Below are 15909 nucleotides of genomic sequence, written 5' to 3' on the forward strand. Positions count from 1 at the left end.
TTTTTATAGTATTCTATCTCATTCCCATTTGGGCGAGTTTGGTCTGATATTTATTTTGATCAACTAGAAGTCCTTGTCCACCATAGATATCATAAGCGTCTACCCAGTCACCAAGTTCTGGGACGGTGAGTCTTTCAATGCCATTTTGAGCACCTTCTAGGACAGATAAGCCATTGGTCAACAAGAAGCTATATGGTAGATTTGTTGATGTCATGCCAAAGACTTTTCCAAGTGCCTCTGACCCCGTAAAGAGCTTGGTTGGATCTTTGATTTGCTCAAGAACAGCTGACATGACTTGTTGCTGACGTTTGGTACGGCCATAGTCTCCCTCATCATCATCACGGAAGCGAGCATAGTTCAGCAAGGTGGAGCCATTCATCTGCTGTTTTCCAACTTTGATAGTTTGAGTTGGGGACTCTGTCTCTGTTGCATGAAGGTCATCTCCGACTGTGGCTTCTGTCAGAGGTTGACCATTCAATGTTGAGAATTGAGCATCAATCGTTACTCCGTCAGGGAAGAGGGTATCAATAGCTGTTGCAAAGGCTTGGAAGTCAACTAGAGCATAGTACTTAATATCCAAATCAAAGTTGTCTTTTAGAACCTTGCGGACCATTTCAGCCCCCTTTTGCCCTTCTTGTTCCCCAAGTTCATAAGCAACATTTAGTTTGTTATCCGTTTGTTTCTGGCCATTTACAATCTTACTGTACCCGTCGATATAAACTAAGTTGTCACGCATAAAGCTGACTAGTTTGATCTTCTTATCCGATCCACTGACATTCAGTACCATGATCGTGTCGGTACGAGTCTCCGCACTATTTTGACCGATACGGCCATCTGTCCCCATGACTAAAATATTCACACCATCTTTGGTATCCTGACCGTTAAAGACCTCTACTTGAGCTGCCTTGGCGTCAGCTGGCTTATTTGTTGGATTGGCTGCTGACTGGAACCCTCGAAGAAACATAAAAATCATCCCTACAAGCACACAGGTAATCAACAGCAAGAACCAAGTCAGTATTCGTTTGAAGCGAATTCTTCTCTTTTTCTTTTTGACTTTAGGTTGAGGAGCTACCTTTTCACGTTTCTTAGACCGGCTTCTACTGCCATAAGTCGGAAGATCAATATCTCTACCCCAAGTTTCTTCTTGGTGGAAATGGTGAACTTCAGACTTGGGACCTGCCATTTTCTGTTGCAGATAATCAAACTCCCTCCGTTCACGGTCGTTGAGGTAATGAATATTTTTGAAGAGATAGTCATAACGTAACTGCTCGTGATGACTTAAAGGATTTTCTTTGCTCATTGACTCTCCTTTTCTAAATCAGTTATGGTAAAAATCGGGTAGGTCCCCAGAATCTTATGCTGGATTCCAATAGCTTCTAGTTCTTGTCTTGCAAAATGAACCAGTTCTTTGTCACTATAGTCTACATCGATAATGAAAAAGTATTCTCCCAAGGCTGTTTTAAGGGGGCGACTTTCAATCTTTGTTAAGTCAATCCCTCTCCAAGCAAAGGTCGAAAGTGCCTTGTAAAGAGCACCAGGTAGGTTGTCTGGTAAGGTCAAGGCCAAACTCATTTTTTCAGCTTGTGAGTTCAAAGGAATCTTCGGTATCTCTGCCCCTAACACCCAAAAACGTGTGAAATTGGCTTCCATTTCCTGAATATCCTCTGCAATCAATTCCAAGCCATATTCTTCAGCTGAACTTTTAGGAGCAATAGCTGCATAAGGCTGATCTGGATGTTCTGAGACAAAGCGAGCTGCATAGGCTGTGCTTGCCGTCACTTCAAGCTGGGCTTCTGGATAATGCTCCTCTATGAACCTCTTTCCTTGAGCCAGAGCCTGAGGATGAGAAAAGATCTTTTCAATTTTTGAGTGACCTGGAACCACCATCAACTGCTGGTGAATGGGCTGGACGATTTCTGCAACTGCTTGGATGCGAGCTTGATGAAAAAGATAATCCAAACTTTCATGGACACTACCTTCAATGGAGTTTTCAACAGGTACCACAGAATAATCCACCAAGTCTTGCTCATAAGCCTTGATAACATCTGTGATATTGGCAAAAGCCTGCAATTTCTCTTTGGGAAATGCTGTCTGCACAACATGATGCGAAAAAGATCCCTTGGGACCTAGATAGGCAATTTTCATCTCAGTTCCTCTATAATTTCCTCTGGACTTAACTTGGTCACATCCAAAACCCGACTGGCTACTTCCTCATACCAAGCTTGTCTTTCTTGGAAAATAGCTACCAGTTCTTCCTTGCTATTATTTAAAAAAATGGGGCGCTGATTGTCCTTATCAGCTGCGATGCGTTGGTAGAGGGTTTCAAAATCGGCTTTTAGGTAGATGTTATCAGGATTGGTTTTGAGCAAGTCACGATTTCTCTGAGAAATGACGACTCCTCCGCCAGTTGACACAACTCGGTCCGTTTTTAGTAAGTCAGCTAGAGCTTCTGACTCTACTTGACGAAAGGCCACTTCTCCTTTTTCAGCGAAGAAATCCGCAATGGACATGCCCAAATGTTCCTCGATTAAGGCATCCATATCGATATAGTCTGGGTCCAAGCCTCTAGCGATTGTCGACTTGCCTGCCCCCATAAATCCAAGTAATACCTTAGCCATGAGTCATGCTCTCCAAATCATCAAAGAAGCTAGGATAGCTAGTGTTGATGGCTTCAGCACGGTCAAGTTCCACTTCTCCATCCGCAACCAAGAGGGCTGCAATGGCTGTCATCATTCCAATTCGATGGTCACCAAACGTATTGACTCTAGCGCCATGAAGGGCTGATTTCCCTTTGATAATCATCCCATCTGCTGTGGGGGTGATGTCCGCTCCCATGCTATTTAAGGCATCAGCCACCACTTGAATGCGGTCTGTCTCCTTTACCTTGAGTTCCTCAGCATCCTTAATGACCGTTACACCTTGTGCTTGTGTCGCTAAAAGGGCAATAATGGGCAATTCATCAATCAAGCGTGGAATCAAAGCTCCACCAATCTCTGTTCCTTTCAGGTCTGAAGATTCGACAGTCAGGGTTGCTGATTTAGCGACTGGATCGATTTCAGTTATTTCTAGTTTTCCACCCATGGCGCGAATGACATCAATAATACCAGTACGAGTTTCATTGATGCCCACATTCTGCAGCACTACACGAGAGTTTGGAACAATCAAACCTGCGACCAACCAAAAGGCTGCACTGGAAATATCTCCTGGAACAACTACCTTTTGTCCGGTCAGTCTTTGTGGTCCTTGAACTGTGATTTTCTTACCATCCACACTTAAATGGCCACCAAATTGTTGCAACATATCTTCGGTGTGGTTACGAGTACATTCTTTCTCGATAATAACGGACTCCCCCTGAGCCTGCAAGGCTGCAAATATCAAGGCAGACTTGACTTGCGCAGAGGCGATTGGCAACTCATAGTGAATAGGTGTTAGGTTTTTCATCCCTTTTAAGTGAAGAGGGGGCAGGTCTCGCTCTGTTTGCCCTGAAATGCTAACGCCCATTTTTTTCAGTGGAATCGTCACACGATCCATAGGACGTTTAGAAAGACTATCATCTCCAAACATCTCTACTTCAAAATCCGCACCAGCAAGGACACCTGAAATCAGGCGAATCGAGGTGCCAGAATTACCCATATCCAAGGCATTTTGCGGAGCTTTTAAGCCATCCATTCCAACACCTTTAATGGTAATAACCCCATCTTTGTCCTCAATTTCAACACCAAGGTCACGAAAAACCTGCATGGTTGAAAGTACATCCTCTCCACGCAAAATATCATATACCTTGGTTTCTCCCTCAGCCAAACTTCCAAAAATAATCGAACGGTGACTGATAGACTTGTCACCTGGAACTCGGATACTGCCATGTAAGTGGCGAATGTTTGTTTTTAGTTTCATAGTTGACCTCATACTTGCAATACTTTTTCTTATTTTATCACAAAAAAGCCAGAAATTCCTGAAATTTCTGGCTTTTATACAGATAAAATACTATTTCAACAATTCTGAAACAGGCTCAAAGACAATTTTTTCAATGTCTGAAAGGTAAATGGACAATTGTTGCTGTTTGGTAAAGAAATCTGACAAAAGAGCGTTCTCTTGGATTTGCTTACTGAAAGACTGCATCCTTTCTTGGAAAGAGGCGTCTGGCATTTGTCCCGTTTGCGCCATGACTTGGATTTCTTGCTGGAAGGCAAGGTAATCTGCAAAAATCTTGCTGGCTTGTTCATCTGCTTGAATGGCATCTTTTGCCGCCTTGACCGCCTTGTATTCTGGTAATTCGCGAAGACCGCGACTGAGTTCATTTGCACTATCGTAAATATTTGACATGATTTTCTCCTTATTTGATGACGACTGTGTAGTCCGTATTTTCTGAAATTAAGCGCTCAGCTCGTTCCAGATCCTGAGCATTTTTAAAGGAAATTTGGAGAATCCCGTGAACATCCTCACGGTTTTCTTCATTAATGTGGATATTGACCAAGGAAGTACCACGTAGCAATTCCAAAATCCGCAAGATAACATCTTCTTCATCGGGAACGTCAACATAGAGGTCGTAAGAGCTATCCACACCACCACGCTTATGGATTTCCATGGCCTGACGTTGCTCACGCGCTTGGTTGAAAAAGTTCCAAATATGCTCTTCTTCCCCCCTGCTAATAGCCTGACCAATCTCATCTAGGCGCTCCTTGAAATCCTCAATCCGCTCTAGGATGGTCTCGCGATTGGACAAGAGAATAGAGGTCCACATACCTGGTTCACTCTCTGCAATCCGTGTCATATCTCGAAAACCACCCGCCGCAAAGCGCCTTGTCATCTCATGTTCTTGAGCATAGACAGCTGTCTGCTCCATGAGACCTGATGCCAAGATATGGGGAAAATGGCTAATCTGTGAAGTTACTCGATCGTGCTCCTTAGCATCAATTTCAATGAAGCGAGCATGGAGACCAGAAAGTAGGTCCTTCATTTCTGAAAGAGTTTCTGGAGTGGTCAAACTCGATGGAGTAAAGATATAGTAGGCATTTTCAAAGAGATTAACATCAGCAGATGCAGCTCCTGTCTTGTGGCTACCAGCCATTGGATGGGCCCCAACAAAGCGAACAGGCTTACCAGCCAAATACTGCTCAGCTGCTTCCACAATGGCTGACTTGGTCGAACCAGCATCTGAGATAATGACGCCTTCTTTCAAGTCTATAGTTGCCAACTCCTGGATAAATGCAATGGTCTGCTTGATTGGCAAGGTCAGAATGATGACATCAGCCAGAGGAGCAAAACTGGCAAAATCATCCGTTGCACGGTCTATCATTCCTCGCTCCAAGGCAATGTCTCTCGAAGCCTGACTGCGATTATAACCTAAAATTTCATAATCCGGATGATCACGCTTGATACCGAGCGCCATCGAAGCACCAATCAAACCGAGACCTGCGATATAGATGGTTTTTGCCATAAAGACTCCTTAATAGTTCTTTGTATAGTCTCGGTGCTTGTCAACTGCCTCTTTTAATTCCTCAAGATTATCTGATGAGAATTTTTCAAGAATTTCCTGCGCCAGAACCGTTGCCACAACAGCTTCCATGACCACACCTGCTGCTGGAAGAGCGGTCGGATCACTTCTTTCCACAGTTGCCTTGTAAGATTCGTGAGTCTCGATATCCACACTCATAAGTGGTTTATAAAGAGTGGGAATGGGTTTCATGACACCTCGAACAACGATGGGTTGCCCGTTGGTCATACCACCTTCGAAACCACCTAGATTATTGGTACGACGAGTATATCCGTCTTCTTTAGACCAGAGAATTTCATCCATAACTTGGCTGCCTTTTCGGTAACCAGCTTCAAAGCCGAGACCAAATTCCACCCCTTTAAAGGCATTGATAGAAACAACTGCTTGGGCCAATCGCGCATCTAATTTTCTGTCCCATTGGACATAGGAACCAAGACCAACTGGTACGCCTCCGACGACTGTCTCCACAACCCCACCAATGGTATCACCGTCACGTTTGATTTTGTCAATATAGTCCTTGATTTCCTGTTCTCGTTCTTTGTTGACAATAGAAACTTCAGACTGGGCAGCTCGTTCCTTAATCTCAGCCACTGTCAGATTTTCAGGTACATCGATTTCCTTGCCACCAAAGACCACGACATGATTGGCAATCTCCATATCCAGTTCAGCTAAGAGACGTTTGGCTACTGCTCCAACTGCTACTCGCATGGTTGTTTCACGAGCTGATGAACGCTCCAAAGAATTTCGCAAATCGTCAAAACGGTACTTGATGCCCCCAACCAAATCGGCATGTCCTGGACGAGGATGAGTGATTTTCCGCTTGCTTTTAAGTCGGTCTTCAATGTCCTCAGCAGACATGATATCCAGCCATTTCTGGTGGTCCTTATTGATAACATCCATGGTAATAGGAGCCCCTGTCGTCTTCCCGTGACGAACGCCCGAAGTAAAGATAACCTGGTCACTCTCAATCTTCATACGACCACCACGACCGTAGCCACCCTGACGGCGTTTAAGGTCCTCATTGATGTCCTCTACTGTTAAAGGAAGGCCCGCTGGAATTCCTTCAATAATTGCCGTCAAACGGGGACCGTGTGATTCTCCTGCAGTTAAATATCTCATTCGTTCTCCTTATTTTACCAAGTAGTCTTTCATCTCTTCCAGAGAAACTGGGTGAATGGTCGCTGAACCAAGCTCTGGTACCAAGACCAATTTCAAGGTGTTGCCACGTGCCTTCTTGTCATGAGTCAAAGCCTGATAAAGCTTGTCAACATCCCAGTTTTCATAATCAACTGGCAAGCCAAATTTCTGACACATAGCTGTAATGGACTGAGTTATGCCAGCTGGCATAAGGCCTTTTTCCTCAGCAACCTTTGAAATCTGCACCATTCCCATGGCCACAGCTTCTCCATGCATGACCTTTCCATAACCAGCCGTTGCTTCAATGGCATGACCAATAGTGTGCCCAAAATTGAGGTAAAGGCGAACACCATTATCCAACTCATCCTCAACTACCATCTTGCGCTTAACTTGACAAGAATGTTCAATCAAAGTCTCTGCATGTTCCAGAATGCTCTCTACAGAACCATCTAGCTCCGTTAAGAGAGCCCACAGTTCTGGATCCTCAATCAAACCGTACTTGATAACCTCACCCATCCCTTCAATCAGCTCTCTTTTCCCAAGAGTTTCAAGGACAAGCGGATCAATCAGAACCCCATCTGGTTGGGCAAAAGTTCCCACCATATTCTTAGCAAAAGGAGTATTGACACCTGTCTTTCCACCGATAGAAGAATCAACCTGGGCAGTCAAACTAGTCGGAATCTGAACAAAGTGAATGCCCCGCATATAGGTAGAGGCCACAAAACCAGCCAGGTCCCCAACGACACCACCACCAAGAGCCACGATCCCATCGCTACGAGTCAGACCTTGCTTGACTAAAAATTCATAGACTTTCTGAACAGTCGTTAAATTTTTTCGTTCTTCGCCTTCTAAAAAGTCAAAAACAGCTACCTGAAAATCAGCATCTTCTAGGCTGAGTTTAACCTTCTCTGCATAGAGAGAAGCTACATGGTTGTCGGTTACAATAACCACTTTTTGAGGTTGCCAGAGTTCTCGCAACCATTGACCAGCCTGAGCTAGACAACCTTTTTCAATCTGAATATCATAAGGATGATGCGGAATATCGATTCTGATTTTCATAGTAGGGTCTCCTTTTCATTATTGGTATTTTTCTGACAAGGACTGCCAAATCTCGTCTGTCGGCATTTCTTTACCTGTCCACAGTTGAAAAGCTTCAGCAGCTTGATAGAGCAACATTCCAAGGCCATTGATTGCTGGATTGCCCTGACTTCTAGCCCATTTCAAAAATGGCGTCTCAAAGGGTTGGTAAATGATATCTGCGACCAAGAGAGCCTCTGGCAAATTGATACTTTCTGGAACTGGCGACGACTGGCCATCCATCCCTACACTGGTCGCATTGACGAGCAGGTCCGACTTGGCAATCTTTTCTTGCAGCTCAGAAATATCTTCTAAAGCATACAAGTCCACTTTAAATCCTGTTTGGTTCTGCAACTTGTCTAGGTAAGGTCTTGTTTTTTCCATGGAAACTGAACGAACAAAGACTGAAATCTGACTAGCGCCATCCAAAATAGCCTGAGCCAAAATGGACTTGGCTGCACCACCTGCTCCCAGAATGGTCATTTTCTTATCCGAGATTGTAAAAGAAGGCAAGCTCTTAAAGAATCCCTTGCCATCTGTATTATATCCAATTAAAGTGCCATTATGATTGACAACAGTATTGACCGCCCCAATCAAACGAGCCTCATCACTCAACTCATCCAGATAAGGAATCACTTGCTCCTTGTAAGGCATAGACAGGTTGATGCCAAACATCTGGTAACGGCGAATATTGGCGACTGTTTCTGCCAAATCACCCGCTTCAATCTCCCAAGCTACATAGGCACCATTAATAGCTGTCGCCTCAAAGGCCCTATTGTGAATAAAGGGTGAAATAGAGTGTTTAATGGGATTGGCAACAACTGCAGCTAAACGCGTATAGCCATCAAGCTTCATCCAAAATCTCCCTGATTTTCTTCATGTTTGATAGCGAAATCTGACCTGGGGCACTCGCTTCATCCAGACTAGCAAATGACCAACTTGAACCCGTCACATCTGAAGTAATACGTGATACCTTGCCCATTTTCCCCATGGAAATGGTCACGTACTCTTGCTCAGGGTTGAGTGTCTTAAATCCTCGAGTGTAGTTCATCAGGTCTAAAACATCCTGCTCCGTATGGGCCATAACTGATACCTTGACCACTTTCGGAGAGAGACTGGTCAACTCAGACAAAATTTCCATCATGTTTTCAGGTGTCTCCTGGAAATTATGGTAACTCAAAACAAGATTTGGAAAATCCAACATTTCCTCAAAAACATCCTTGTAGCTGAAATACTCAAAATCTACATAATCCGGCTGATAGAGCTGAGTAACTTCCTTGATGATTTGAACATACTCTTCTGAGGAAAGTTCGATTTCTCCTCCCTCAGCGCGAGTCCGAAGGGTAAAGACAAGTTCGCGTCCTGCAAATTTCTCAAAGATAGCGGGTGCTACCTGTAAAATAGCGTCCTTTGTAAGAAAGTCCGCACGCCACTCAATGATATCGGCATCTTCATACCTAGTAGCATCCAGTTCTTGCGCTTCTTCTAAACTTCTTGGCATCACTGAAACGATTAATTTCATCTACTAACCTTCATACTAATCACCTTGAGGTAATTACTGCTTTCATCTTTTTTATTATAGGCAAAGTCTGCTGGAAGACCATATTGGTTTAAAATTTGATATTTTCTTCCTGCAAAACCTTTATCAATTTGTTCTGTAAATTTCTGGCGGGAAACATTGGCAGCATTGGTACTGGCAATGATAATGCCTCCCGGATTTAAAATCTCTAGACTCTGGGAAATCAACTTGTGATAGTCCTTAGCTACAGAGAATGTTTGTTTTTTATTGCGGGCAAAGCTCGGCGGATCAAGCACAATCACATCATAGGTCAAGCCTTTTCGCTTGGCATACTTGAAGTACTCAAAAACATCCATGACGATAAAACGATGATTGTCCATGCTGAGTCCATTTGCCTGAAAATGAGCTTCTGACAGCTCTCTAGACCGTTTGGCCAAGTCGACAGAAGTTGTCTCACTCGTACCTCCCATAGCTGCAGCAACTGAAAAGGCCGCCGTATAGGAAAACATATTGAGCAAGGATTTGCCCATGGCTAGACCGTCAACCAGACTCCCACGAACCTCATGCTGGTCTAGGAAAATCCCGGTCATCAAGCCATCATTCATAAAGACTTGATAGAGCACGCCATTCTCAAGAACAGTAAAGTAATCTGGCGCTTCCTCACCATAAACATAGGCAGACTCGTAGTCTAGACCTTTAGAACGAATCTTTTCATAAGCACCCAAGACCTCAGGAAAAACTTCCTTAAAAGCCTTTACAATCAGCTCACGAATCTGGTAAACAAAGGAGTTGTACCAAGAAAAAACAGCATAATCTCCATAGAGATCAACAGTCAGACCCCCAAAACCATCCCCCTCTTGGTTAAAAAGGCGAAAGGCAGTGGTCAAGTCATCTTGATAATAAGGCTTTCTAGCTTCCTTGGCCTTACGAAACAGGATTTCAAAAAAGGCTTGATTGAAACGAACCTTTTCCTTGCTGATGAACCAACCGATTCCTTTATTCTGTTGAGAAAGATAGGCGCTCCCTAAAAACTTCCCGTCTTGACTAAGAACTTCTACTGCCTGATCCGTCAGTTCAATATCTGTTAAATCACTTGCTTCCAAAAGAACTAGACCCTTAGCTAGCTTTTTTTCAACACGTCTGCTGACCCTAATTCTATTCATAGCTACTATTATAGCAAATTTTGTGACAATTCTCAAAAAAGAAACCGTTTAACCATATGTACTTTAGTTTACTGAGTGTCATTTTTGTTCAAATAAGTATATGCCATTTACTTTTTCAGCAAAACATCCTCTCCCTTGTGATGGAAATAGAGATTTTATTCGCTAAAAATAGACAATTTCAGAAATGAGTATAGAATCTTGCGCAAACGTTTGCCTAGTTCTAAACTTTATGGTAGAATAAAACACAACATTGATAAGCAAGAGGAAAAACAATGCAAAATCAGACACTTATGCAATACTTTGAATGGTATCTGCCTCACGACGGCCAACACTGGACGCGACTGACAAATGACGCAGAGCACCTAGCAAACCTTGGCATCAGCCATGTCTGGATGCCACCTGCCTTCAAGGCAACCAACGAAAAAGATGTCGGCTATGGTGTTTACGATCTTTTTGACCTAGGTGAATTTCACCAAAAAGGGACTGTCCGTACCAAGTATGGGTTTAAAGAAGATTATCTTCAAGCCATTCAAGCCCTAAAGGCGCAGGGAATTCAACCTATGGCCGATGTGGTGCTCAATCACAAGGCTGCTGCCGATCATATGGAAGCCTTTCAGGTTATTGAAGTGGACCCTGAGGACCGTACCGTTCAATTAAGCGAGCCCTTTACTATCAATGGCTGGACTCACTTTACTTTCGATGGTCGCCAAGATACCTACAATGACTTCCACTGGCACTGGTACCACTTTACAGGTACAGACTACGATGCCAAACGCCGTAAGTCTGGTATTTACCTGATCCAAGGAGACAATAAAGGTTGGGCCAACGAGGAATTGGTCGATAACGAAAACGGTAACTACGACTACCTCATGTATGCCGACCTAGACTTTAAGCACCCTGAAGTCATCCAAAACATCTATGACTGGGCTGACTGGTTCATGGAAACGACTGGTGTAGCTGGTTTCCGTTTGGATGCCGTTAAGCACATCGACTCCTTCTTTATGGGCAATTTCATTCGTGATATGAAGGAAAAATACGGTCAAGATTTCTATGTTTTTGGGGAATTTTGGAACCCAGACAAGGAAGCCAATCTAGACTATCTCGAGAAAATAGAAGAACGTTTTGACCTTGTCGATGTTCGCCTCCACCAGAACCTCTTTGAAGCTAGCCATGCTGGAGCAAGTTACGACCTTCGTAACATTTTCACAGATAGCTTGGTTGAACTAAAACCCGATAAGGCTGTGACCTTTGTAGACAACCACGATACCCAACGAGGACAGGCCCTCGAATCGACTGTTGAAGAATGGTTTAAACCAGCAGCCTATGCCCTTATTCTATTACGTCAAGATGGGCTTCCATGTATCTTTTACGGAGATTATTATGGCATTTCAGGGCAATTTGCTCAACAAGATTTCAGAGAAGTTCTTGACCGTCTCCTAGCCATCCGAAAAGATTTGGCCTATGGAGAGCAAACAGACTACTTTGACGATATCAACTGCATCGGATGGGTTCGTTCAGGCGCTGAACATCAATCACCGCTTGCAGTCCTTATCTCAAACGACCAAGAAAACAGCAAGTCTATGTTTGTCGGGCAAGAATGGGCTGACCAAACCTTTGTTGACCTCCTTGAAAATCATCCAGCACAAGTCACTATCAATGCTGAAGGTTATGGAGAATTTCCAGTAGCAGCGGGTTCAGTCAGTGTCTGGGCAGTTAATACGATCTAAAAAACTAAGCCAAGTCCACTAGGATTTGGCTTTTTTATGTATGCAGAAAAGACCTACCCTAATGGATAGATCTTTATTGTCTTACAATTTACCTGCTACGGCATCCAGCAAGTCCTGAATCTTAGCTTGGTTGCTTCCTCCTGCCATAGCCATGTCTGGTTTACCACCACCACGTCCATCGACGATTGGAGCCAATTCTTTAACCAAGTTACCAGCGTGGATGTCTTTTATCTTGCTTGCAACAAGGATGTTGACCTTGTCACCGATTGCTGCGACTAAGACAAGAAGGTCAGAGTAGTCTTTTTGTTTCCAGTTATCTGCAAAGGTACGAAGGGCACCTGCATCTGATACAGAAACTTGGCTAGCAATGTAACGGTGGCCGTTGACCTCCCTCGCATCCTTGAAGACATCACCTGCAGCAGCTGCTGCAGCTTTTTCCTTCAATTCTGCATTTTCTTTTTGGAGTTGACGGAGTTGCTCTTGAAGACCTTCAACTTTGTGAGGTACTTCCTTGAGTTGAGGTGCTTTCAAAGTAGCTGCAATGGCTTTAAGAGCGTCTTCTTGCTCACGGTAGGCTTCAAAGGCTTCCTTACCAGTCACTGCCAAGATACGACGAGTTCCTGATCCGATCCCTTCTTCTTTGATAATCTTGAAGAGACCTATCTCAGAAGTGTTGGCTAAGTGGGTACCACCACAAAGCTCGATTGAGTAGTCACCAATGGTTACAACACGAACTGCTTTACCATATTTTTCACCAAAGAGGGCCATAGCTCCCATTTCCTTGGCCGTATCAATGTCTGTCTCAACAGTCTTAACTGCGATAGCTTCCCAGATTTTCTCATTGACCTGTTGTTCAATGGCGCGCAATTCTTCAGGAGTTACTGCTTGGAAGTGTGTGAAGTCAAAGCGAAGGAATTCGACTTCGTTAAGGGATCCTGCTTGTGTTGCATGGTTTCCAAGGATATTGTGAAGGGCTGCATGGAGCAAGTGAGTTGCTGTGTGGTTTTTCATGACACGAAGGCGACGGTCAGTATCAATTGCCAAAGTATATTCTGCATTCAAATTAAGTGGAGAATGGACTTCAACCGTATGGAGTGGTTGTCCATTTGGTGCTTTTTGAACATCTGTCACTGTAGCTACAAGGTTTCCTGCAGCATCCAAGATTTGACCATGGTCAGCTACCTGTCCACCCATTTCAGCGTAGAATGGTGTTTCCGCAAAGATAAGAGAGGCAGTTCCTTCTGAAACAGCTTCAACTTCAGCATTGTCAGCTACGATAGCCACCAACTTAGAAGGCAATTGACTGGCATTGTAGTTGAAGACACTTTCCACTGTAATGTTTTGGAGGGTTTCATTTTGCATCCCCATAGATCCGCCTTTGACAGCTGACGCACGCGCACGATCTTGCTGTTCTTTCATGGCTGCTTCAAAACCTTCACGGTCGACAGTCATACCAGCTTCTTCAGCGATTTCTTCTGTCAACTCCACTGGGAATCCGTAAGTGTCGTAGAGTTTGAAGACATCTTGCCCCGCGATAATGCTTTGACCTTTCGCTTTCAAATCAGCTACAATGGTTTCTGCAAAGTGTTGACCTGAATGAAGGGTACGGGCAAATGACTCTTCTTCGCTCTTGACGATTTTCTCGATAAAGTCACGTTTTTCAAGCACTTCTGGGTAGTAGCTTTCCATAATCTTTCCAACAGTTGGAACGAGCTTGTAAAGGAAAGGCTCGTTGATGCCCAATTTTTGACCGTGCATAGAAGCACGACGGAGCAAACGACGAAGGACATAACCACGGCCTTCATTTCCTGGAAGAGCTCCATCACCGATGGCAAATGAAAGGGAACGGATGTGGTCAGCGATGACCTTAAAGCTCATGTTGTCGCCATCTTGATCGTAAACCTTCCCAGACAATTTCTCAACTTCACGAATGATCGGCATGAAGAGGTCAGTTTCAAAGTTTGTCTTAGCTCCTTGGATCACCGCCACCAAACGCTCCAAACCAGCACCCGTATCAATGTTCTTGTGTGGCAATTCCTTGTACTCGCTACGAGGAACAGAAGGGTCTGCGTTAAATTGTGACAAAACGATGTTCCAGATTTCGATGTAACGGTCGTTTTCGATATCCTCTGCAAGCAGGCGAAGACCGATATTTTCTGGGTCAAATGCTTCTCCACGGTCAAAGAAAATCTCTGTATCAGGACCAGAAGGTCCTGCACCGATTTCCCAGAAGTTGTCCTCGATTGGAATCAAGTGACTTGGATCCACTCCCACTTCAATCCAGCGGTTGTAAGAATCTTTATCATCTGGATAGTAGGTCATGTAGAGTTTTTCAGCAGGAAAATCAAACCATTCTGGGCTTGTCAAAAGCTCATAAGCCCAAGTGATAGCTTCATCACGGAAGTAATCCCCGATAGAGAAGTTCCCCAACATTTCAAACATGGTATGGTGGCGAGCCGTTTTTCCAACATTTTCGATGTCGTTGGTACGGATAGCTTTTTGCGCATTGGTGATACGTGGATTTTCAGGGATAATGGTTCCGTCAAAGTATTTCTTAAGGGTTGCTACCCCAGAGTTAATCCACAAAAGAGTTGGGTCATTTACAGGAACCAAGCTGACTGATGGTTCTACAGAGTGACCTTTGCTTGCCCAGAAATCTAGCCACATTTGGCGTACTTGAGCACTAGATAGTTGTTTCATAATATCTCCTTATTTACTTGTTTAATTTGATTGGCTTTCCAGCATCTCCACATAGTCAATCGCGACACAGAGGGAAATGACTAGGTCTGCATAAGAGTCTTCATAGACGGTTACGGTGTAAGTTGAGGTCAAATGGAAAATCTCTTTCCGAATCTCGGCAATCACTTGGTCACGATCATCCAGCAATTTGAAATTCAAATCCCAGATATTGCCCTCGATACGAAGCCCCAGATTGTCAAACTCATACTTATCTCGAAAGAAGGTCAACTTCTTACGAATAACGAAATTGGAACCGTTTCGTAGCTGAATAGTAAAGCGAGGAAGCAAGGTGAAAAATTCTTTACTAATCTCACTGACTTGCTCACCATAGGCGTCATAGATGGTAAAGGTCTTAGGAATTTGGAAGAAAGATCCCTCCACTTGATAGTTCACTACTCCTCTGTCATCCTTGATATCAAAACGTTCGCCTCCAAGACGAAACTTTTGTTTGACAAGAAATGTCTTCATAAACACCTCCAAAAATCAAAAGACAAGTCCATATCACGAAGGGCGAAAAACCGCGGTACCACCTTCATTCAATGAACTTGTCATTCTCTTATTCTTATGCAATTGTCTGATTGAGTAGCATGACTTCCTAGCTTAGATGGCTTGCAGCACCGCCAATTCTCTGGACTAAGACAACTGAAAATCAATTCTCAACTTTCTTATTATATCGTTTTTTGAGTTCTGCGTCAACTGGGAATCATCTCCATTGAATCAGACCCATTCCCTACATCTCAGATTACTTTTTCAGAATATATTTTTTCTTACTGCTATCACTCTTTTTATCCCAACTTTTATCCCAAAGTTTTGAATTGCTAAAGATAGCTTCGAAAATATTTACAAATATAAAGTACCCTATCACCAAATATATGGAATCCGTTGTTAGGTATTGTCTATCCAAGCCATCCTTTAAATGGATTAGTATAGCTGTTTGTTGAACAATCAAAAAGGTTGGCCAATAACTTTTTTTGAAAAAAGTAGATATTTTCATCTTTGTTACCGCTTTCTATTCGTATAAACTTAGTATACTACTAGGCAAGCAAATAAGCA

15 protein-coding genes are annotated in these 15909 nt (G+C 43.6%); 1 reads left to right on the forward strand and 14 read right to left on the reverse strand.

The window, feature by feature from the left end; all coding sequences use genetic code 11:
• Positions 1–13: 13 nt before the first annotated feature.
• The 11 genes from P8P68_RS03420 to P8P68_RS03470 all read right to left on the reverse strand — a co-directional run bounded on the left by P8P68_RS03420 (position 14) and on the right by P8P68_RS03470 (position 10390).
• Positions 14–1300 carry an LCP family protein gene (locus P8P68_RS03420; RefSeq protein WP_278276168.1) on the reverse strand — a complete coding sequence of 429 codons (1287 nt, stop codon included), beginning with the start codon at positions 1298–1300 and terminating at the stop codon, positions 14–16.
• Positions 1297–2145 (reverse strand): prephenate dehydratase, encoded by an 849-nt coding sequence (gene pheA / locus P8P68_RS03425; RefSeq protein ID WP_278276169.1) that lies wholly within the window; start codon positions 2143–2145, stop codon positions 1297–1299. Before pheA ends, P8P68_RS03420 begins: the two co-directional genes overlap by 4 nt.
• The gene (locus P8P68_RS03430) at positions 2142–2618 is read right to left on the reverse strand and encodes a shikimate kinase (RefSeq protein ID WP_278276170.1); all 477 of its coding nucleotides are present in this window, start codon (positions 2616–2618) and stop codon (positions 2142–2144) included. The genes pheA and P8P68_RS03430 overlap by 4 nt, the downstream gene beginning before the upstream one ends.
• Positions 2611–3894, reverse strand: coding sequence for a 3-phosphoshikimate 1-carboxyvinyltransferase (gene aroA / locus P8P68_RS03435; protein WP_278276171.1), 1284 nt, complete (start codon positions 3892–3894; stop codon positions 2611–2613). Before aroA ends, P8P68_RS03430 begins: the two co-directional genes overlap by 8 nt.
• A 90-nt stretch (positions 3895–3984) precedes the next feature.
• Positions 3985–4323, reverse strand: a complete 339-nt coding sequence (locus P8P68_RS03440) for a YlbF/YmcA family competence regulator (protein ID WP_042902125.1) — start codon at positions 4321–4323, stop codon at positions 3985–3987.
• A gap of 10 nt (positions 4324–4333) precedes the next feature.
• A complete protein-coding gene (locus tag P8P68_RS03445) occupies positions 4334–5437 on the reverse strand; it encodes a prephenate dehydrogenase (protein WP_042902124.1) in 1104 nt (367 codons plus the stop codon).
• A gap of 9 nt (positions 5438–5446) precedes the next feature.
• Positions 5447–6613: a chorismate synthase gene (gene aroC / locus P8P68_RS03450; protein ID WP_084942695.1), complete on the reverse strand. Its 1167-nt coding sequence runs from the start codon at positions 6611–6613 to the stop codon at positions 5447–5449.
• 9 nt (positions 6614–6622) lie between these two features.
• Positions 6623–7690 (reverse strand): 3-dehydroquinate synthase, encoded by a 1068-nt coding sequence (gene aroB / locus P8P68_RS03455; RefSeq protein WP_084942693.1) that lies wholly within the window; start codon positions 7688–7690, stop codon positions 6623–6625.
• A gap of 18 nt (positions 7691–7708) precedes the next feature.
• Entirely contained in the window at positions 7709–8563 is an 855-nt protein-coding gene (locus tag P8P68_RS03460; RefSeq protein ID WP_278276172.1) for a shikimate dehydrogenase, read from the reverse strand.
• Positions 8553–9230: a type I 3-dehydroquinate dehydratase gene (gene aroD / locus P8P68_RS03465; protein WP_000767778.1), complete on the reverse strand. Its 678-nt coding sequence runs from the start codon at positions 9228–9230 to the stop codon at positions 8553–8555. Before aroD ends, P8P68_RS03460 begins: the two co-directional genes overlap by 11 nt.
• A complete protein-coding gene (locus tag P8P68_RS03470) occupies positions 9227–10390 on the reverse strand; it encodes a class I SAM-dependent rRNA methyltransferase (protein ID WP_278276173.1) in 1164 nt (387 codons plus the stop codon). The genes aroD and P8P68_RS03470 overlap by 4 nt, the downstream gene beginning before the upstream one ends.
• Before the next feature lie 272 nt (positions 10391–10662).
• Here P8P68_RS03470 and P8P68_RS03475 point away from each other — a divergent pair, with 272 nt between their 5' ends.
• On the forward strand, positions 10663–12117 hold the full coding sequence (locus P8P68_RS03475) for an alpha-amylase (protein ID WP_278276174.1): 1455 nt from the start codon (positions 10663–10665) through the stop codon (positions 12115–12117).
• A gap of 81 nt (positions 12118–12198) precedes the next feature.
• Here the strand turns inward: P8P68_RS03475 and alaS are convergent, their stop codons facing one another.
• The 3 genes from alaS to P8P68_RS03490 all read right to left on the reverse strand — a co-directional run bounded on the left by alaS (position 12199) and on the right by P8P68_RS03490 (position 15850).
• Positions 12199–14817, reverse strand: a complete 2619-nt coding sequence (gene alaS / locus P8P68_RS03480; RefSeq protein WP_278276175.1) for an alanine--tRNA ligase — start codon at positions 14815–14817, stop codon at positions 12199–12201.
• Positions 14818–14838: 21 nt separating this feature from the next.
• A complete protein-coding gene (locus P8P68_RS03485; protein ID WP_000847084.1) occupies positions 14839–15324 on the reverse strand; it encodes an LURP-one-related family protein in 486 nt (161 codons plus the stop codon).
• A gap of 274 nt (positions 15325–15598) precedes the next feature.
• Positions 15599–15850 (reverse strand): hypothetical protein, encoded by a 252-nt coding sequence (locus P8P68_RS03490; protein WP_000704103.1) that lies wholly within the window; start codon positions 15848–15850, stop codon positions 15599–15601.
• Between the last annotated feature and the right edge of the window lie 59 nt (positions 15851–15909).

Source organism: Streptococcus sp. D7B5 (assembly GCF_029691405.1).
GTDB lineage: Bacteria > Bacillota > Bacilli > Lactobacillales > Streptococcaceae > Streptococcus.